Annotated in this window: 18 protein-coding genes; 11 read left to right on the top strand and 7 right to left on the bottom strand. The window is 59.4% G+C overall.

Going from position 1 to position 18723, the window contains the following annotated elements:
• Positions 1-88 precede the first annotated feature (88 nt).
• Positions 89-2008, bottom strand: coding sequence for a choice-of-anchor I family protein (locus QKB66_RS04420; protein WP_414252777.1), 1920 nt, complete (start codon positions 2006-2008; stop codon positions 89-91).
• A gap of 220 nt (positions 2009-2228) precedes the next feature.
• Here QKB66_RS04420 and ilvA point away from each other — a divergent pair, with 220 nt between their 5' ends.
• Genes ilvA through QKB66_RS04400 form a run of 4 tightly spaced genes read left to right on the top strand, consistent with a single transcriptional unit; the run spans position 2229 to position 4845 of the window.
• Positions 2229-3512 (top strand): threonine ammonia-lyase IlvA, encoded by a 1284-nt coding sequence (gene ilvA, locus QKB66_RS04415; RefSeq protein ID WP_070497124.1) that lies wholly within the window; start codon positions 2229-2231, stop codon positions 3510-3512.
• Positions 3513-3527: 15 nt separating this feature from the next.
• Positions 3528-4169 carry a YigZ family protein gene (locus QKB66_RS04410; protein ID WP_248091448.1) on the top strand — a complete coding sequence of 214 codons (642 nt, stop codon included), beginning with the start codon at positions 3528-3530 and terminating at the stop codon, positions 4167-4169.
• Between the two features lie 38 nt (positions 4170-4207).
• Positions 4208-4444: a hypothetical protein gene (locus QKB66_RS04405; protein WP_061923691.1), complete on the top strand. Its 237-nt coding sequence runs from the start codon at positions 4208-4210 to the stop codon at positions 4442-4444.
• A 14-nt stretch (positions 4445-4458) separates the two neighbouring features.
• A complete protein-coding gene (locus tag QKB66_RS04400; protein ID WP_070497132.1) occupies positions 4459-4845 on the top strand; it encodes an RNA-binding S4 domain-containing protein in 387 nt (128 codons plus the stop codon).
• Here QKB66_RS04400 and QKB66_RS04395 read toward each other — a convergent pair.
• The 5 genes from QKB66_RS04395 to QKB66_RS04375 all read right to left on the bottom strand — a co-directional run bounded on the left by QKB66_RS04395 (position 4842) and on the right by QKB66_RS04375 (position 10835).
• Positions 4842-5867, bottom strand: a complete 1026-nt coding sequence (locus QKB66_RS04395; RefSeq protein ID WP_061923395.1) for a GTP pyrophosphokinase family protein — start codon at positions 5865-5867, stop codon at positions 4842-4844. The two genes, QKB66_RS04400 and QKB66_RS04395, sit on opposite strands and share 4 nt — an antisense overlap.
• A 46-nt stretch (positions 5868-5913) precedes the next feature.
• Positions 5914-6579: a hypothetical protein gene (locus QKB66_RS04390; protein ID WP_070497136.1), complete on the bottom strand. Its 666-nt coding sequence runs from the start codon at positions 6577-6579 to the stop codon at positions 5914-5916.
• Between the two features lie 94 nt (positions 6580-6673).
• Positions 6674-8035 carry an exonuclease domain-containing protein gene (locus QKB66_RS04385; RefSeq protein WP_414252776.1) on the bottom strand — a complete coding sequence of 454 codons (1362 nt, stop codon included), beginning with the start codon at positions 8033-8035 and terminating at the stop codon, positions 6674-6676.
• A 35-nt stretch (positions 8036-8070) separates the two neighbouring features.
• On the bottom strand, positions 8071-10242 hold the full coding sequence (glgX, locus tag QKB66_RS04380) for a glycogen debranching protein GlgX (protein WP_414252775.1): 2172 nt from the start codon (positions 10240-10242) through the stop codon (positions 8071-8073).
• Positions 10243-10256: 14 nt separating this feature from the next.
• The gene (locus QKB66_RS04375) at positions 10257-10835 is read right to left on the bottom strand and encodes a TetR family transcriptional regulator (RefSeq protein WP_414252774.1); all 579 of its coding nucleotides are present in this window, start codon (positions 10833-10835) and stop codon (positions 10257-10259) included.
• Positions 10836-11143: 308 nt separating this feature from the next.
• Here QKB66_RS04375 and QKB66_RS04370 point away from each other — a divergent pair, with 308 nt between their 5' ends.
• The 4 genes from QKB66_RS04370 to QKB66_RS04355 all read left to right on the top strand — a co-directional run bounded on the left by QKB66_RS04370 (position 11144) and on the right by QKB66_RS04355 (position 14559).
• Positions 11144-11902, top strand: a complete 759-nt coding sequence (locus QKB66_RS04370; protein WP_311517909.1) for a hypothetical protein — start codon at positions 11144-11146, stop codon at positions 11900-11902.
• Between the two features lie 116 nt (positions 11903-12018).
• A complete protein-coding gene (locus tag QKB66_RS04365; protein ID WP_284789997.1) occupies positions 12019-12507 on the top strand; it encodes a hypothetical protein in 489 nt (162 codons plus the stop codon).
• Positions 12508-12735: 228 nt separating this feature from the next.
• On the top strand, positions 12736-14277 hold the full coding sequence (locus QKB66_RS04360) for a molybdopterin-dependent oxidoreductase (protein WP_414252773.1): 1542 nt from the start codon (positions 12736-12738) through the stop codon (positions 14275-14277).
• A 39-nt stretch (positions 14278-14316) separates the two neighbouring features.
• The gene (locus QKB66_RS04355) at positions 14317-14559 is read left to right on the top strand and encodes a hypothetical protein (protein WP_414252772.1); all 243 of its coding nucleotides are present in this window, start codon (positions 14317-14319) and stop codon (positions 14557-14559) included.
• 29 nt (positions 14560-14588) lie between these two features.
• On the opposite strand, the gene QKB66_RS04350 is transcribed toward QKB66_RS04355, so the two are convergent.
• Positions 14589-15524 (bottom strand): YbjN domain-containing protein, encoded by a 936-nt coding sequence (locus QKB66_RS04350; RefSeq protein ID WP_414252771.1) that lies wholly within the window; start codon positions 15522-15524, stop codon positions 14589-14591.
• Between the two features lie 146 nt (positions 15525-15670).
• Here QKB66_RS04350 and hisD point away from each other — a divergent pair, with 146 nt between their 5' ends.
• From hisD to hisB, 3 genes are read left to right on the top strand one after another with little or no spacing between them, the layout of a single operon-like run.
• Positions 15671-16996, top strand: a complete 1326-nt coding sequence (gene hisD, locus QKB66_RS04345; protein WP_248091476.1) for a histidinol dehydrogenase — start codon at positions 15671-15673, stop codon at positions 16994-16996.
• A gap of 2 nt (positions 16997-16998) precedes the next feature.
• Positions 16999-18108 (top strand): histidinol-phosphate transaminase, encoded by a 1110-nt coding sequence (locus tag QKB66_RS04340; protein WP_414252770.1) that lies wholly within the window; start codon positions 16999-17001, stop codon positions 18106-18108.
• Entirely contained in the window at positions 18108-18710 is a 603-nt protein-coding gene (gene hisB, locus QKB66_RS04335) for an imidazoleglycerol-phosphate dehydratase HisB (RefSeq protein ID WP_070497155.1), read from the top strand. The genes QKB66_RS04340 and hisB overlap by 1 nt, the downstream gene beginning before the upstream one ends.
• Positions 18711-18723: the final 13 nt, after the last annotated feature.

Genomic DNA, 18723 nt, shown 5'->3' with positions numbered 1-18723 from the left:
CCTTGGAGTGTGGCGCGGGAGCCAGTGAAGGCAATTAATAACTCATCTACCGTAGCAAGCTCGCGCGAATCAAGAGCCTAAAATTTTACTAGAAGAATTTTTCCAGTTCAGAGCGCAGATGTCCAGGCAGGAAGCCGAGAATCTGGTCACGTAGGCCCGGTGTGAAGGCCACACCGACCACCGCTGCGATCAAAGCGAAGATGCTCAGCGCCGCGCCCACGGAGGAGCCATGCGCGGAGCTTCCGGTCGAGCTCAGGGAAGAACCTTGCGATGAAGCCCCGGAAGAGGCGCGCGCGGGTTCGTCTGCGGAGGCGAGGTCTTCGATGTCGTAGGTGGTGGTCGTGCCGGAGACCTCATTGCCGACGATGAGCATGTAACGCCCGGTTGGCGAGTCCTCCTTGTCTACGAACGCAAAGCCCTCAGGGCCTAGGTCGCCGGCCTGGGAGAATTCATCGGTGCTGAAGTCACGGTTGTTGACGTAGGTGGTGAACTTAGCATTTGCGGGGTCGGTGACGTCGTAGACAAAGATGCCGCCGAGGCGCTCGGCGCCGATGAATGCGTAGGTCCTATCGCCCACCTTGCCAACGGCAAGTGCCTCTGGTTCCGGGCCCTTGTTATCAGAGCGATCATCAAACTCCGCAGACTCATTGTCGGCGTTGTGGTTTAAGAGGCCTTCGGCATGCAGTTTGGCGCTGATTTCCTCGAACTCGGAGCCAGAATCGAATACAACATTGCCGGTGGCGTCGTAGATAGAAAAGGAACGGCTGCCAAAGCTATAGACCGTATCGAAGCATTCTTTGTCCGCATTCCAGCCGGAAGCCGTGGTGACCTTCAGGTTGCCGGCGACTTTCTTGCTGGCAAGCTCGTCGAGGTTGGCGTCGCCAAGCGCGCCCTCACATACCTTTCCTGCCTTAATGAGGTCCTTCAGCTCGGCCTCCTCGGAGTAGACGCCCGTGCCGTCATCTTCCTCATCGATGCCCCATTCGCGGGCATCGCCCTCGTTTGCGGTGGCGAAATAGGTTTGACCGTTGGTTTGGAAAGCGCCGATGGAATCCGGCATCGACAAGCCCTTAACCCCCAAGGTGCGCAGCTCGGCGGCGTCATCTTTGTTGGAGGTATCGAGGGCTACTTGGGAGTGGTCAGTGATGTGGGCAGGCAGAATCTTTTCCACGCTTGCTGATTCGATATCAACGACCGCAATGGCATTCGCTTCCTGCAGGCTCACGTAGGCCTTGCCCTCGGCGGAGGTGATGTACTCCGGCTCGAAGTCGATGGAAGGCCTAGCATCGTGTGCTTCCGGGCCAAACACGCGCACGCCTGCGGGAAGCGGGGTGTTATCAAAAGAACGGAAATCAGCGATGCGAGCATCTGCCTGCGTCGGCGCTGCGACATCCTGCGGCAGCGCGATGACGGAGATGGAACCCTCCGGATCGCTTAGGTAGTCATCGCCAGCTGCGTTGAGCTCGTTAGAAGGCTCGCCCTCATTGGCAAGCAGAGCGTAAGCGCCATCGGTAGTGATGTGTACGTTATCCGGCAGTGCTCCGACGGTAATACGCCCCAACTCCTCGCCCGAGTTGACGTCAAAGAAGAGAGCCTCGCCCTGCTCGGTCTTGTCTTGTTGCTGAACGGCTGCGACGGCAAGGCCATCAGGGCGGACGGCGACGGAGTTGATTTCCTTGTCGCCGCCAGCGGAGACGGTAGAAACCTTGCGCGGGTGCGCGGCGTCGGAAGCATCCAGGATATCGACCTCGCCCGATACCGCGTTGACGGTCAGGATGCGCTGGGAAGCGGCGTGGAAGGCCACGATTTCCGCGGCCGATTCGCCATACACCCCGGACTCGTAGGTGCCCAGCGGGGAGAGCTTGATTCCGGCGTCGGCGGCAGATTCTTCTACCGGTTTCGCCACGATGGCGCCATGTGCGGGGCTAACCAGCGAAAAACTGGTCACGAGGGCCGCACACATTGCGGTAGCGCGCCGGCGGAGAGAAAAACGGGGAGCTTGAGACATAAGTTGTGAATTCCTCGAAGAAAGTAGGAAGAGAGTAGGAAAGGAGAGATAGTTCGTGCGAGAAAACGCAGCGAAAGCCATCGAATACCTTCGCTGGAGAAAGTTATCCGCATGCTAACTTCACCTAACACTCCAGAAAGTTCTGAGTGAACTTCCCGTAAACCGGTCGATTATTAGATAATCGCATCCCGCGGGGTAGCGGACACGCTAAACTTGGCGCATGACTGAAACTTCCGCTGCTTATTCACCCATTCATGCCTCCGATATTCAGATGGCACAGGCGAGAATTAGCTCGGAAATTTCTCCCACACCCCTGCACTATTGCCCGCGCCTTTCCCAAGAAATAGGCGCTGAAGTTTATCTGAAGCGCGAAGACCTGCAAGACGTGCGCTCTTATAAAATCCGCGGCGCGCTGTATGGCATCTCAAACCTTTCGGCGGAGCAGCGCCGTCTCGGCATCGTGACAGCTTCGGCCGGAAACCATGCGCAAGGCGTAGCTTATGCTTGCCGTTCGATGGGCATTCGAGGAAAAATCTTCGTCCCAGAACCTACTCCGAAGCAAAAACGCGACCGCATTAAGGTACATGGGGCAGACATGGTGGAGCTGGTGGTCACCGGTTCCACCTTCGATGAGGCCGCCGCAGCCGCGCATGCCGACGCCGCCGAGCACGGCGCCATTTTCATCGAGCCCTTCGACGCGCGTGACACCGTTACGGGACAAGGCACCGTCGCTGCTGAGGTACTCGCGCAACTGTCAGCACAGGGAAAGTCCCTGGATACCACGGTGGTTCCCGTCGGCGGCGGAGGGTTGATCTCCGGAATTACCTCTTATCTTGCAGACATGTCCCCGCGCACCCAGGTGGTGGGAATTGAGCCGCAGGGCGCGGCGTCGCTTAGCGCGGCATTCGCGGCAGGCGAGCCGGTGACCTTGGAAAGCGTTGATCCTTTCGTCGATGGTGCTGCAGTCAAACGAGTAGGGGCGTTGCCTTTCCAGATCCTGCAGGAAAACAGGCAACGCGTGCGCTGGGACAGCGTTTCTGAAGGCGCTGTGTGCACCGAGCAGCTGGGGTTGTATCAGAACGAGGGCATCATTGCCGAGCCCGCCGGCGCGCTTTCGGTGGCAGGTCTGCGCGAGCTGGAGTTAGCGCCAGGCAGCGTGGTGGTGTGCGTGATATCCGGCGGTAACAATGACGTCTTGCGCTATGCCGAAATCATGGAGCGCTCGCTGGTGCATCGCGGCTTGAAGCACTACTTCTTGGTTAATTTCCCGCAGGAACCAGGCCAGCTGCGTCATTTCCTGCAGGATATTTTGGGCCCGGATGATGACATCACGCTGTTTGAGTACTTGAAGCGAAACAATCGTGAGACTGGGGCTGCCTTGGTGGGACTTGAGCTGGGGCGTGCAGAGGACCTGAACGGACTGCTTGAGCGCATGGAAAGTTCCAAGATTCACGTTCAACAGCTGCATCCAGGCACCGCCGAATATGACTTCCTGGTGGGATAGGTAGACTGACACGCAGTGTTGACCAGCTATGAACGGCCCGTTCCGGGCGAGATTGAAAATGAGATCGAGATTAAGCGCTCGCGCTTTATCACGCTCGTGGATCGAGTGACCTGTGAGAGTGAGGCGCGTGGGTTTATCGACGCCGCGCGCGAACGCTTCCCTGATGCCCGCCACCATTGCTCGGCGTATATCTACCACGTTGATGAAGCCAACCCAGTGGAGCGCTCCTCAGACGACGGCGAGCCTTCCGGCACGGCCGGAAAACCCATGCTTGACGTGCTGAAAGGCTCGGGAATGCTGGATATCTGTGCCGTAGTCGTGCGCTACTTCGGTGGCGTGAAGTTGGGCGCGGGCGGGCTCGTTCATGCTTATGGCGGTTCGGTCAGCGAGGCGCTCGAATTGGTCGAGCGCAGCACGCGGGCGCTGCGGGAGCTATATACCGCCGAATTCAGCCATGCCCAGGCCGGCCGCGTGGAAGCGGAGCTGCGCAATCGTGGTTATGAGATTACTGATACCGCATATGGTGCGGCGGTGACCTTTACTCTGGCTATCGAGCCCGGCGGCAGAGAAGCCCTGGATGCCACGCTCGCCGCACTTTCCCAGGGCGAGGTGGAATCTAGCGAAGCCGGCACTGCCTGGGTGGAGCTTGGCGCCTAGGGGCGAGGGAAAGTCGGCGCTGCGCTAGAATGGCCGCCATGACTATGCAACGACGCCCCAACAATCCGATCGAGCTGAAGAAGCAGCAGGTTCGTAAGTACTCCCGGAACGGAGTAGTTAGCGTGGTCGGCGGCGTTGCTGGTGGCGTGCTGCTTGGGTGGGCCTTGTCTGGTTTCTGGGTCTTTATGACCTTGGGCCTTATCGTCGCCGTGGTTGGCGGTGCCTATAACTGGCGCAAGGTGCAAAAGATCGTCAACGAAAACCACAATTACTAGATCCGAAGGCTTAGATGCCGATTCAACCTGACTCAAAACCCGTCCGCATCGATGCCTGGGTGTGGTCTGTGCGCATGGCAAAGACGCGCTCGGAGGCCGCTGAGGCGGTGAAGGCGGGGCACGTAAAGCTCAACGGCAATGCGGTAAAGCCTGCCCAGCAGGTGGTTCCGGGAGATCGCGTACGTATCTGGCGCAACCACTACGAGCATGACTTGGAAGTTCTAGCCACCGTGGCAAAGCGCGTCGGAGCGCCGGTGGCTCGTGCATGTTACATCGACCATGCGCCGCCGCCACCGCCGAAGGAGTTCATGCCTTCGGTTCCAGTCCGCGAGCGCGGCGCGGGCAGGCCTACCAAGAAGGAACGCCGCCAGATGGAAAAGTTCCGCGGTGGCTTCCGCTAGTTATTGGCCTCTTTTTTCTCCGTCTTTGAGGAGTGCGCGCGGTAATTCTGCAGCGCTTTGTAGCGGCCATTGAGGCGGCGCTTGCGGTCTTTGCGGTCTCCTGCAAGGGCAGTGGCCTCCACGTGCTGCTTGCCAAATTTATTAAGCAGCAGGTCGTCGATGAGGCGCACCTGGCCGGGGCGGAAGCGGTAATTGATGGCGTCGTGTACGAAGGCGATGTCACCTGCATTCAGCAGCGACTTCAATTGGCTCATTGTGGTCACACCGTTGAGCTCCAAAATCTCTGCTAGGAAGCGGTAGTGCTCCGAACGCGAGCGCGGGAAGCGCCCGCCCATCAACACAGCCAAGACACCGGGCAGGGTCTCGGCGGAAAGCTCTACGTCTTCGCTGGTATCCGTGGAAGGATCTTTCAGCGCAGCAATCTGATCGAATTGCTGGTCCGCCAGCTCGATAAGCCCGGCGGCCAAGGTAAAGAGGCGGTCAACCTGCGCGGAAGGAGCCGCAGTGCCTTGCTTATAGCGGATATCGTGCTCGAACTCTGCCCACGCATGCTGCAGCGCGGTGCGTATTTGTACCTCAAAGGTCCAGCCTTCGTACTCTGCGAGCTCTTCAATCGCGTTGGTCACGCGCAGCACTAAATGGTGGGAGCCGTAGCCAAAACCGCCGGAAATGCGGGTCTCTGCGGCCTTATCCACCGAGCGCACCACCGCAAAGGAATCGCCCAAGACCTCGAGCGCCTGGGGGATAGCGGTGGAGTGGAAGACCGTAATGCGCACGCCGAGAACGTCGTGGATGTCTTCCCAGGGTCTGGGGTAATAAAGCTCGCCGTTTGCGTGGCGCTTTTTGGCCTTGGCTTTTAGCGATGGCCAGCGCTTGACGCGGGCGGAGGCGCGGTCGAAGATAACGCCGGCGTCGTTAAGCAGGTCCTCGATGGCCTCGTTGAAGTCTGCTTCTGCTCGTGGATGCCGGCGAACCCACTCGTGATACTGGTTGCTCAACCGAGAGATGGCGGATTCCTTCACCCCGCACCGACCTCCTGACTTTTTGCTTAAGCATGCGTTTATTCCCCTAAGCTTCTAGAGGAAATCCGTTAGCCCATAATAGTGGTTCGGGCGCAAGAACCGCACCGCGCAGGCGCCTTTGCTCGTTTATGCGCCGTGACCAGTGCCGGACGCGCTTTAGCGGCGAGTCATGCAAGGCCACCACCGTGGCGGGATCCGGAACCAGGTAGTACAACGTCTGCCGAGCTGTTGCATGGGTTAAGCGGCGCAGGTGCGAGTCCATGATGCTGAAAGTCTGCGGATGCGCCAACCACGCGCTAGCCTCGGCGCCGCGGGCCTGGATTTGAATGCCTTCCTCGCAGCCCGGCAGAATCTCCGCCGCGCAACGGGTGCGAAAGCGCAGGCCTTGGGCAGTAAGAGCGCGCCTTTGCAGGTTCGCTGCCGCCAAGTCCCACGCTTGGCGGGTGCTCAAGCCGAAACCGCTGATAGTGCGATGCGAAACAAAAGCCCGCGGAGCGTGTGCGGAGGTGTCTGCGAACTCGTCGCGCTGAAGGAATAGCACCGAAAGCTGGCGGGAGAGCTGCACTCCAGCGGGAGTATCGCCAAAGCCCTGGTCCGTCAAGGTAGCACCCGAGAAGTCCTTCCGGCGTGCTAGGGCCGGCAGCAACCCCGCTAGGGCGATGGCCTCGAAATCTAGCGACTCAAACTTTTCCGGCGCAATGGCAGTGGTCATGGCGTGTGTCCTCCCCGCAGGACGAATAATTCACTTTCTGCACTAATTGGACTGCCATTTCCCGCCATCGGTTCCCAACGGAGCAGGAGAGATTTTAGAAAGGCGGCTGCTCATTGAGCTGGAGTTCTTCCAGCAGCTTCGACGCCGGCCACAACGCGATGTCCTGGCCTTTTTCGATGAGCTCTTCGGCGCGCTTTTCCTTCGAGGTCTTCGTTGCCCACTCGCCGAGGACCAGGATGGTGGTCTTCTTGGTGACGTTCTTTCCAATCTTGCCGCCGCGCTCAGCGATGCCCTTCCAGAGCAGACCTTTATCGAAAGGCTCAAAGTCACCGGTCAGAGTTACGTTCTGGCCAAAGAGCGCGCCTTCCGGATCCGCATCGAGGTTCGGGTCCGGAATGGTATCCGGCGTGGCTACCGACTGCCACGGCGCGGGTCCGCGGCTGGACTTCCTTTCCCTTCCGCCGGTCTTTACGTCGGTCTTAGTACCCGACTTACGGGTCTTGTCGCGGAAGTCCGTGCCAGCGCCAAGGTCGGCCGCAGAGGTAGGCGCGGTATGCGCGCGCAGCACTGGCAGAATTGCCTCTTTATCCAACTTACCGAGGCTAAATTCGCGGGAACGGAAGAGCTCATCCACCGAGCCCACGTGCCCAAAGCGCCGCGCAAGGTCCGCGACGATGACGCCGGCTGCGCGGGCGTCGGCAGTTGCCTCGTGGTGCTGGAAGTCATCGGCGCCACAGAATGCAGCCACCGTGGGTAGCTTGTGGTTGACCACATCGATAACGCCGGCAGAAGAGGCATCGCGAGCCAGTGCTAGCGAACATGCCAAGGTGATCTCCGGAATCGAACTGCCAGCCTTCAGCAGGCCCTGGCGCAAAGCGGTGGAATCAAACTGCGCATTGTGCGCGACCAAAACATCGCCGTCCATGAACTCAAAAAGTTCCGCCGCGGCCTCTGCAAAAGGCTGGGCTCCCTCGACGTCGGCAGGCTTAATGCCGTGGATCGAGATGTTGATATCGGCGAACTTCTCAAGGCCCGGCGGGGGAGTGCACAGCCACGTGCGGGATTCGGTTTCCTGCCCATCGCGGAAACGCACCGCACCAATCTGGCACACCGAACCCCAATCATCGTTGGCGGTTTCCACATCAACGGCGGTGAAGTTCAGCCCGCTGACCGAGGCCGCCTCCGCCGGCGCCTCGCCGCGCAGCGCAGCCTCGACCGCACGCGCGAAAGCCGCCGCGTCCTGATTGGGGGCAAAGGCAATGCGCTTGCCGACGCCGCCTAATTCCACGTATCCAAAGCCCGCCGCGGTGGGGGCGCAGACGGTGACATCGGTGACGTCGCTTAGCGCAACCTGCTCCTGTTTAGCCTTGCCCAGGCAAGCAGAAAGCAAAGAAACTTGGAAAATAAGCTCCTTATTCGTGACATCGATGCGGGTGGCGTGGGCGTGAAAAGACACGAACTACCTTTCCGGGAAAATCGGAGGAAAATTTCTTAAGCGTCGAAGACTGGCGGCTCTTCCTGGCGGAGAATCAGCGTCGAGCGCGGTTGAACAGTGATCGTACCCTCTGCATCAATGTAGGTTTCCTCCGCGGGGTAGCCGCCGGAATCTGCCGTATCGACCATAAGCCGCCAGCGCGCGCCCAAGTTCTTGGTAGGCAGGGTGAACTCAATCTCGCCGTGGTGGGCGTTGAAGATCATGATGAAGGAATCATCGGTGATGCGCTCGCCGCGGGCAGTGGTCTCGGTGATTGCGTTGCCGTTGAGGTAAACCATCAACGCGCGGCCAAAGTCATGATCCCAGTCGTCCTGCGTCATCAGCTTGCCAGAGGGCACCAGCCAGGCGATGTCGCGGTCCTGCACGTCGGAGCCCAGCGGGCCACCGGCCAAGAAACGCTGCCTGCGGAAGACCGGATGCGCGCGGCGGATGGCGAGCACGCGCTTGGTAAAGCCCAGCATTGCCTCGGACTTTTCTTCTTCCAGCAGCGACCAATCCATCCAGGAAATCTCGTTGTCCTGGCAATAGACGTTGTTATTGCCGCCCTGCGTGCGCCCGAACTCGTCGCCGTGGCAAAGCATCGGCGTGCCCTGGGAAAGCAACAAGGTGGTCAGGAAGTTGCGCACCTGCCGGCGGCGCAGCTTCTTTATCTCTTCGTCCTCGGTAGGCCCTTCCACGCCGTGGTTCCAGGAGCGGTTGAAGGACTCGCCGTCGCGGGAGTCCTCGCCGTTTTCCTCATTGTGTTTGTCGTTGTAGGTGACGAGGTCCCGCAGCGTGAATCCATCGTGGGCGGTGATGAAGTTGATGGAAGCGGTAGGGCGGCGGCCGTTGTTGCCGTAAAGATCGGAAGAGCCGGTAAGCCGCGAGGCAAACTCTCCCAAGGTGGCGGGCTCGCCGCGCCAGAAATCGCGCACGGTGTCGCGGTACTTGCCGTTCCACTCGCTCCAAATCGGTGGAAAGTTTCCCACTTGGTAGCCATCATGGCCCACGTCCCAGGGCTCTGCGATGAGTTTGACCTGGCTGACCACGGGGTCTTGTTGCACGAGGTCGAAGAAGGTGGCGAGCTTGTCGACGTCGTCAAGCTCCCGCGCCAGCGTCGCCGCCAGATCGAAGCGGAAGCCGTCCACATGCATCTCCGTGACCCAGTAGCGCAGCGAATCCATAATCAGCTGCAGCGAGTGCGGATGCCGAACGTTAAGGGAATTACCGGTGCCGGTGTAGTCCATGTAGAGGCTCTTATCCTCATCAACCAGGCGATAGTAGGCGTGGTTATCGATGCCGCGGAAGGCGAAGGTGGGGCCTAGATGGTTGCCCTCCGCAGTGTGGTTATAGACCACGTCGAGGATGACCTCGATGCCTTCCTCATGGAAGGCACGCACCATGGTCTTGAACTCCGCGACGGCCTCGCCGGGCTTTTTGGCATAGGCATAGTCCAGATGAGGAGCGAAGAAGCCGAAGGTGTTGTAGCCCCAGTAGTTGCGGAGGCCGAGGTTGCGTAGGCGATCATCCTGCAGGAACTGGTGCACCGGCATCAGTTCGACGGCGGTGACGCCGAGCTCCTTGAAATAATTGATGATCGCTGGATGCGCCATGCCCGCGTACGTGCCTCGCAGCTCCTCAGGCACGTCGGGATGGCGCATGGTCATGCCCTTGACGTGGGCTTCGTAGATGACCGTCTCATTATCAGGGGTGCGGGGGCGGCGGTCGCCGGCCCAATCGAAGAAGGGGTTGATGACCACCGAAAGCATGGTGTGGCCGAGGGAATCTTCAGTGTTGCGCCCGGTACCTTCCTCTTCGGCGTGGATGTCATAGGAGTAGAGGGAGGCGTCGCCATCGAAATCGCCGTCGAAGGCCCTAGCATACGGATCTACCAGCAGCTTTGAGGGATCGCAGCGCAGGCCATTGGCGGGGTCATAGGGGCCATAGATGCGGTAGCCATAGCGCTGGCCCGGCCCAACGTTGGGCAGGTAGGCATGCCAGACATGGGCTGTTATTTCATTCAGCTCGACGCGCTCTTCTTTTCCTTCGCGGTCGATGAGGCAGAGCTCGACTTTTTCGGCGATTTCAGAAAAGATGGCGAAGTTTGTACCGGAGCCATCGAACGTGGAGCCTAGTGGCGCGGGTTTTCCTGGCCAGGCGTGGGTTGGGCAGACAGCGGTTTCAGTCATGCCCTAGAGCATAATTAATTTCCCGTGTCTGCGAGCGGGTTACTTAGGCCGTTTACGATGATCTCGACGCCGCGGTGGATATCTGGGCCGTGGTTTACGGGGGAGCTATCCGCGGCGTCTGCAGTGGCTGTGGCCTTAGCTGACTCCACTAACTGCTGGCGCGATTGCTCCATCTGGGTAGCGCCCAAGATCAGGTGCGCGATGGCCAGTGACGCTGCCTGAACTTCGGCTTCCGAGGCGTAGTGGCCTTCGACTGACTTAAATGAGGCGGCGATCTTTTCGGTGAGTACTTCCCACGTTTCGGAATCAGGGTAGGCGAGGCCAGCGCTGGCAACCTCTGCGCCATCGCGCCAGCTGAGCAGGGCAGAGTGCAGGCTCTTTGCGACGTCTAGCGGGCTCGTGCCGGAAACAGGCGCTAGGATTTTCTCGGCCATGGCGGCGATGAGCGCTTGCTTGTTGGCGACGTGCCAGTACAGCGCGCCGGGCGCTACGCCGAGTGCGGTGGAGACTCTGCGCATCGTAACATCCGCGAGCCCGTAGGAATTTAAGAGCTCGAGGGCTGTCGAAAGAATTCGGTCTCGGTCTAATTGCACGCTGTTATCTTACCTGTCCGGCTGTCGGTGCATCCGTGCGGCGCGGCAGGTGTATAAGGCCTGTGCGTCGAATAGTGGTGACTGGCTTAACATTTGACAGTAAATGTGTAGGAAAAGGCCTAGGTTCACAGGTTTCTTTGAGGGATCCGGCATGTATTCCGCACCTTCGCCTTGTTAGGATGAGGCGGAAAGAAATCTGGCTCAGCCTGTTTTGCTTGCGCTGAATCGGCGTCCATTCGGAACCGATTTACAGCGGTCTACATTTAGCCTTGACGCCAGCCATCATAAATATTTCAGGAGCCTAACCCTTGTCTTTTCTAACCCCTGCGAAGAAGTCCCTCGTTGCTGTAGCCATGGTTCTGCCGATGGCTCTCGTTGCCTGCGGTAACGACGAAGAAGCCAACAACGCTCAGGGCGGCGACAAGACCACCGCCGCGAAGACCACGCAGGCTTCCAAGGATGCGGGCAAGTCTGCTGCTCCGAGCGAGGAAAAGAAGTCCGAGGACAAGGACGCAAACAAGGACAAGAAGGACGGCAAGGACGCCGAGAAGAAGGGAGGCACAGACAAGGACTCCAACGCAGCTGCTGCGGAGGAGACCCTGGCTAACCCATTCGAAGGTGGCTCCAACCCGCTTGAGAACGCCGCGCCGGTTGCTCCGGTTGAGGGCGCTCCGGCAGAGCAGGGAGATGTCGACGGCATCAATCAGCTGGTCCGCGGCCTCTACGAGACCAAGACCATGCGCCAGTTCTTCAAGTACATGCCGGATCACACCTGCTCCGCAGTGCTGAACGCGCAGGGCTCTGAGGTTGCCAACATGGACTACAACCAGATCCCGGATGTTCCGATGAATGAGCTGAAGAACATGCTCGCAGCTTCCGGTCAGGACACCTCCCAGCTGGATGGCTTCGACTGGAACGCAATTGGCGTTGAGTCCATCAACGACGTTGTTGTCAACGGTGACGATGCTTCCGCAACCGTCAACGTCAACACCAACGAGGGTCTGGATAGCTCCACCATGCGATTCCGCCGCGAGAACGGCAACTGGACCTTCTGTGGCGAGGTCTAAACTCTCCGCGGAGAAAATAGCGTCAAACAAGGCGCTGTAATTTATTAGGAGGGAGTGCTTTGGCACTTCCTCCTTTTCGTTTTTAGTTCCTTCGAGTCAGGCCTTATAAAGAAATGGTGTCCAAGTCCAAGTTTCGTATTCCTCGCTCCATCGGGTTCGGCGCGGGGCTGCTTGCCCTAATCCTTGTTGTCTATTCGGCAGTGGGGGCGGTGTGGGGGATGTGGCGCCCGACTCTTACCGGCCGTGAAGTAGAAGACGGCGGCTATGCCATCGAAAATGTTGCTGACGTGCAATTTTCTTCCTTCATTGTCTTCGCTGTCTTGGTGGGTTTCTTGGGGCTTTGTTTTGGGCTGTTTTCTTATATGCGCGGCGCGACGTTCCGCGGTGTAGGGCAATTGCTGTGGTGTGGGGTGGCCTGCCTGGCAGGTGCGGCGGCTTTCTACGTGGTAGGCGGGGTAACGGCGCATTCCGCGCCGGCGGATCCGGGGCAGGTGGTCCAGTTTGTGCCAAAGTTTGCCCCGGGTATCGCGTGGGTGGTTTCGCCGTTTATGGCGATGTTTGCTTATTGGTCGGCGGCCTTCGTGGATGTGCCGGGCGCAGATTAGAGGCCGAGGATGTGGGGCTCGGGGGTATACATTATGTGTAATTGGCTGGACGTGTGGCGGGAATCATGCTGTGGAGTAAATCAGCATTGTTCCAGCTATGCGGGTCGATTTTGTCCAAAAACTAAATAAGCACGGAAAAACCATTGGTATTTCGGGGTGGGTGCGACACAATGAAAAATAAGTCACACTAGTGAAAAGTTGTATCTCTCACCACTGAGGAATTTTCCCATGGACTATGTATTGGCTCTGGGTGAAAACCCAGACTTTCCTATCTGGTTGCGGGCCTCGCACCTCATTAACTTCGTGCTCATCGGTATGCTGCTGCGCTCCGGCATCGAAATGCTCTCTTCCTTGCCGCGCCTGTGGTGGCGCAGTGATTGCGCGCCTGGCACCGAGTGGATCAAATTTACAAAGCGTGAGCTGCCCAAAGAGGAGGGCGTTTACACCTCCCTTATGGATGAGCTTTCAGTCTCGCCGATGCTTTCCCTGCCCGGCCGCGAGAACATCGGATTGGGCCGCCACTGGCATGGCGCCGCGGTGATGCTGTGGGTGCTCAACGGCTTTGTCTACGTTACCTTGCTCTTTGCCACCGGCCTGTGGCGCCGGCTGATCCCAACCTCCTGGGATATCGTCCCTGAGGCCTGGGAATCGGCCAAGGTCTACTTGAGCCTGCAGGCACCCTCGCTGGAGCACTTCACGCCATACGACGCCCTCCAGCAGCTCGCGTACTCCTTCGTCATTTTCATCTTGGCGCCGTTTATGATGCTCACCGGCGTAGCCATGGCTCCGGCCGTGCGAGTGAAGTTCCCGCGCTACGTGAAGTTCTGGGGTGGCCACCAAGGTGCTCGCTCCCTGCACTTCATTGGAATGGTGCTGATGAGCGCGTTTATTGTGGTGCACGTCTTCCTCGTGTTCTTCGTTCACCGCGAGCACAACATGGTCCACATGGTCTTCGGCGACGTGAGCGTGGAGCGCTACGCGCAGGCCTTTACCACCGTGGTCTTTACCATCGTGGTGGTCATTTTGTTCTGGATCTTCTTGTCCTACTGGTCCCTGGCGGATCGTGCCCGTGCCCAGCGCATCGTGGTGAAGTTTACCGAGCTCGGCCGCAAGCTCTTCCTGAACTGGTTGAAGGTTTCGCCTTCTACCCAGCAGGCTTATACCGATAAGGACATCTCCAAGTTTCACTGGACCAACGGCCTGCCGCCGACGCCCGATGAGTCGCCGGAGTGGACCAAGTTCCGCGAGAATGACTGGAAGGGCTACGAAATCACGCTGGCTGATGACATTAATGGCGTAGAGAAGGTCGTTACCATCGAGCAGCTACGTGAGTTGCCGCAGCAGTCCTATGTGGCAACGCATACTTGCATGCAGGGGTGGTCGGCGACCTCCCGCTGGGCTGGTCCTTCCATCGAGGACGTGCTTAGCCTGTTGGGCCCGCGCCCAGAAGGCGCCAACTACGTCATGGTCGAGTCCTATGGCCTAGCGCAGAAGATGTACGACAACCGCCCGCGCGAGCCCTTTTATGCCTGCTTTAGCATTGACGACGCCCTGGATGCACAGTCTGTCATCGCCCTGTCCCGCAACGGCCATGAAGTCGACATCCATCTCGGCGCCCCGGCGCGCTGCCGCGTGGAATCCAACCACGGCTACAAGGCTGTGAAGTGGGTTTCCAGGGTTAGCTGGATCGCTGATTACGCAGGCTACGGCGACGGCCGCGGCGGTACCCGTGAGGATTCTGCGCTGCAGGCGTTCAACGGCCGTATCTAAGTTCGGGAATCTAACGGCAAAAGTCGTACAATTTGACTCATGTCGATTATTGTTTCCACTCACTACCACGTCAGCGGCGTAAAGAATGACAACGATGTCCGCAAAGCGCTGCAGGCACTCTATGACATCTTCGCTTCCGGTGGCCTGGGCCAGGCCACCTTCGAAATCACGAACCATGAGTATGCCCGCCTTGTGGTCAAGCACAAGGACGATGTGATCCCCTCCGTCCCGGCGATGAACGAGGCCCTGGCTAAGGCCGGCAACTACGAAATCGTCCAGTAGTTTGAGCCTTTAAGGCATTTTAAGGGCTGTTAAGGCCACTGCACCGGTGAGGCGCCAACCGCCTCTCGGGCAATATCGTCGATGCCGTGCAGGATGTGTTTCATGCCGCGGCCCAGGCTGGTCAATAGCTGGGCGTCGGTGAGCCCGCCGCCTGTCATGACTGTGTAATCCAAGCGCACCTGCAGGCCGTCGACGTTCGAGTGACAAAACGCCGCCGCCGAATGATGCGTGCGGTTCCAGTCGTTGCACGTTAAAAATATGCGGGTGAAATCCTCGCCCTTTAAGTTTGGGTCCCAGTGGCCCTTGATGATTAGGCTCGGGCCCACATCGAGCACGAATGCAAATAAAACATCGTTTATCCAGGCATAAACGGATTGCTCGGCGTCCGTCTGGAAGCGATTGATGCCTAGCCTGCGCAGGATATCCTCCACCCGTGCGATGTCCACGGGCAGCACCTCCGCTGTTGAGTCTTCCGACGCCGGTGAATCCTCCGCTGGGGATGGCTGGCTGCGGAGGGTAGGGAAGGCGTTGGCAAGCGCGTTCAAAAACAACCCCGCATTGCGCAAAGCCGGCACCAGCGCGGCCTCTAACTGGGAATCCTGCGGCTCGTCCTGAACCACCAGGAAGGTATGCCCCCACAGCGTGACCGCAGTGGGATCGGCATAATTCACCACCACGCGCGGCGAGATGCAGTCGTGGTTCCAGTCGTTGGCGAATTCGCCCAGCGCTGCTATATCCGCGAAGCCCAAGTGGCCTTGGTGGGTGGTATAAAAACGCAACACCGGCTCGCCCGCAGCGTCGAGGCTCACGCGGGTTTCACCCGCCGTGGAATGTGGAAAAATCACTAGCTCATCAGTGGCTTTAATGGAATGAATGCCCAAGCGGGAAGCGATCTCGCACATGCGATCCAGGAGCTTCGCGCTCGTGGCGGACTCGCAGCTGGCATCTGAATCGAATTCATCCATGCGCTGGGCCCTGCCTTCCATAATTTGCTTAAGCGATAGTGCAATAAGGGGAGAGAAGCTGTGGCCCAATTCTATTACCAAAACTCGCCCTACCGCTGGGGAATCGGCGTTAGTATATTGGTCTAGCTATAGAAAGGTCTCGGATTATGTTGCACACCATCGATCTGCGCGGAAAGACTTTAAGCCCCGCCCGCCTGCGCCGAGTCATGCCACGCGGCGGCGCTGACGTTGCGGCTTATCTGGACAAGGTAGCACCGATGGTGCATGCGGTGCGGGAAAAGGGCGCGGCTGCGGCATTGGACTATGGCGAGCAATTCGATCGCGTGCGCCCGGCCGCCGTGCGCGTTTCCCAAGCCGCGCTCGCCGCAGCCGCCGCCGGGCTGGAGCCTCGAGTCCGTGCCGCTATCGAGGAATCCATCAAGCGCGTGCGCAAGGTACACGCGGAGCAGAAGCCGGCAGCGCACACCACGACGCTTGGCCCGGGAGCCACGGTGACGGAGGTCTTCCAGCCGATAGAGCGCGTGGGCCTTTATGTTCCAGGTGGCAAGGCGGTCTATCCTTCCTCGGTCATCATGAATGCCGTTCCCGCGCAGGAGGCGGGCGCTTCCAGCCTGGTGGTGGCCTCGCCGCCGCAGGAGCAGTTCGCTGGCATGCCGCATCCGACAGTGCTGGCGACCTGCCACATGCTGGGCGTCGACGAGGTTTGGGCCGTCGGCGGGGGACAGGCCGTAGCCTTGCTGGCCTACGGCGACGAGGAACCGGTGACGGGGGAGGCCTCCCTCGAGCCGGTGGATATTATTACTGGCCCTGGCAATATCTTCGTCACCGCAGCCAAGCGCCTGGTACGCGGCGTGGTGGGCACCGATGCGGAGGCAGGGCCCACAGAGATTGCCATCCTCGCGGATTCCACGGCGAACCCGGTTTATATTGCCTACGATCTAATCTCTCAGGCAGAACACGATCCGCTGGCGGCGAGCGTGCTCATCACTGACTCGCCGGAGCTTGCTGCGCTTGTCGACGCCGAGGTTTCCGCGCGCTACCTTGTCACCCGCAACGCCGAGCGGGTGCGCGAGGCGCTGGAAGGCCAACAATCGGGAATCATTCTGGTCGATGACCTAGAGGCCGGAATCGCGGTTGCCAACGCCTATGCCGCCGAGCACCTGGAAATCCACACCAATGATGCCCGCGCTGTAGCCGAACGCATTAAGCATGCTGGAGCGATTTTCGTCGGGGAGTATGCACCGGTGCCGCTGGGGGATTATTCCGCAGGCTCCAACCACGTGCTGCCAACTTCTGGAACCGCCCGCTTTAGCGCCGGGTTATCCACCCATACTTTCCTGCGCCCAGTAAACCTCATCGAGTACGACCGAGCGGCGCTGGCAGAGATCTCTGACAACGTCATCGCCTTCGCCGCCGCCGAACAGTTGCCAGCCCATGGCGAATCCATCGCCGCCCGTTTTCAAGGAATATAGCCATGACCCAACTTTCTGATCTGCCCCTGCGTAAAGAGCTGCTCGGCAAGTCTGCCTACGGTGCGCCGCAGCTGCGCGTGGCCAACCAGCTCAACACCAACGAAAACCCTTATTCGCCTTCTGCCGCCCTCGTAGCGGATCTCGTGCGCAGCATCGAGGAGCAGGCAAGCACGCTCAATCGCTATCCGGATCGCGACGCCACCGAGCTACGCCGCGCGTTGGCCGAGTACTTAAGCGCCCAAACCGGCACCAACCTGAAAGCGGAAAACCTCTGGGCGGCAAATGGCTCCAACGAGGTTCTGCAGCAACTCCTGCAGGCCTTCGGCGGCCCAGGGCGTAAAGCCCTGGGCTTTAGCCCTAGCTACTCCATGCACCCCATCTTGTGCGCGGGCACCCACACCGAGTTCATCGATTGCCCACGCGGTGTGGATTTCCGCATCGACGTGCCTCGAGCGCTGGAAGCTATAGCGCAGCACCGCCCCGACATCGTGTTTATCACCACGCCGAATAATCCGACCGGCGATGTCACGCGCCTTGCAGACATCGAAAAACTGGTCCAGGCCGCGCCGGGAATCATCATCGTGGACGAGGCTTACATGGAGTTTTCTTCCTCGCCCTCGGCTGCCCACTTGGTTGCGAAATATCCCACCAAGGTGGTGGTCTCGCGCACCATGTCCAAGGCCTTTGACTTCGCCGGCGGGCGCCTGGGATACTTCGTGGCCGACCCAGCCTTCATCGAGGCCGTAATGCTCGTGCGCCTTCCTTTTCACCTTTCTACGCTTTCCCAGGCCGCGGCCATCGTCGCGCTGCGGCATAGCGCCGAGACACTGGAAACGGTGCACAAGCTGGCCGCGGAGCGCGAACGCGTCGTCGCAAAGCTGCAGGAACTGGGATATTTTGTGGTAGAAAGCGAGGCCAACTTCGTGTTCTTTGGCCGCTTTGCAGATCAGCACGCGGTCTGGGAGCAGGTTTTGAGTAGCGAGGTGCTGATTCGCGACGTCGGCCAGCGCGGATTTCTGCGCGCCACCATCGGGCTGCCGGCAGAAAACGATGCCTTCCTTGCGGTGGCAGCGAACCTTAGCGGTACAGTAACTGCGGAAGGAGAAAACTAATGGCAAACCGCATCGGCAAAGCGGAAAGGGTGACTAACGAGTCCCAAATCCGCGTCGAAATAAACCTCGACGGCAGCGGGGACGCAGACATTAGCAGCGGCCTGCCATTCTTCGACCACATGCTGGGCGCGATGTGCACCCACGGCAGCTTTGACCTCATGGTCCACGCCCAAGGCGATACCCACATCGATGCCCACCACACGGTGGAAGACACCGCGATTGTGTTGGGTCGCGCGCTTGCCGACGCCGCCGGCAACAAAGCTGGCATCCGCCGCTTCGGCTCGCAGCTTTTGCCCATGGATGAGACATTGGTAGAAGCAGTGGTGGATCTTTCCGGCCGCGCCTACTTCGTGATGAACGGCGAGCCGGAGCATCTACAATGGCAGATTATTGGCGGTCACTATGCCACAGTCATCAACCGCCACTTCTTCGAAACATTGGCCACACACGCGGCAATGACCTTGCACCTCAACGTGCGCTACGGGCGCGACCCGCACCACATCACCGAGGCAGAATTCAAGGCGGTAGCCCGTGCGCTGCGACAGGCCGTCGAACCGGATCCCCGAGTAAAGGGGATTCCTTCCACGAAGGGAGCTTTATAATTTCTGGAAACTT

The organism is Corynebacterium sp. c25Ua_89 (genome assembly GCF_047459735.1).
In the GTDB taxonomy this organism is placed as follows: domain Bacteria; phylum Actinomycetota; class Actinomycetes; order Mycobacteriales; family Mycobacteriaceae; genus Corynebacterium; species Corynebacterium simulans.
Note: the sequence above shows the minus strand (reverse complement) of the source record. Positions and strands in the feature narration are given on the sequence as shown.

Excerpts from the sequence above, each read along its gene's own strand:
- QKB66_RS04400 (WP_070497132.1), top strand. The coding sequence starts at position 4,459 with ATGCCGATTCAACCTGACTCAAAACCCGTCCGCATCGATGCCTGGGTG.
- glgX (WP_414252775.1), bottom strand. The coding sequence starts at position 10,242 with ATGACTGAAACCGCTGTCTGCCCAACCCACGCCTGGCCAGGAAAACCC.
- QKB66_RS04350 (WP_414252771.1), bottom strand. The coding sequence starts at position 15,524 with ATGGATGAATTCGATTCAGATGCCAGCTGCGAGTCCGCCACGAGCGCG.
- QKB66_RS04390 (WP_070497136.1), bottom strand. The coding sequence starts at position 6,579 with ATGACCACTGCCATTGCGCCGGAAAAGTTTGAGTCGCTAGATTTCGAG.
- QKB66_RS04420 (WP_414252777.1), bottom strand. The coding sequence starts at position 2,008 with ATGTCTCAAGCTCCCCGTTTTTCTCTCCGCCGGCGCGCTACCGCAATG.
- hisD (WP_248091476.1), top strand. The coding sequence starts at position 15,671 with ATGTTGCACACCATCGATCTGCGCGGAAAGACTTTAAGCCCCGCCCGC.
- QKB66_RS04360 (WP_414252773.1), top strand. The coding sequence starts at position 12,736 with ATGGACTATGTATTGGCTCTGGGTGAAAACCCAGACTTTCCTATCTGG.
- QKB66_RS04355 (WP_414252772.1), top strand. The coding sequence starts at position 14,317 with ATGTCGATTATTGTTTCCACTCACTACCACGTCAGCGGCGTAAAGAAT.
- QKB66_RS04405 (WP_061923691.1), top strand. The coding sequence starts at position 4,208 with ATGACTATGCAACGACGCCCCAACAATCCGATCGAGCTGAAGAAGCAG.
- ilvA (WP_070497124.1), top strand. The coding sequence starts at position 2,229 with ATGACTGAAACTTCCGCTGCTTATTCACCCATTCATGCCTCCGATATT.
- QKB66_RS04340 (WP_414252770.1), top strand. The coding sequence starts at position 16,999 with ATGACCCAACTTTCTGATCTGCCCCTGCGTAAAGAGCTGCTCGGCAAG.
- hisB (WP_070497155.1), top strand. The coding sequence starts at position 18,108 with ATGGCAAACCGCATCGGCAAAGCGGAAAGGGTGACTAACGAGTCCCAA.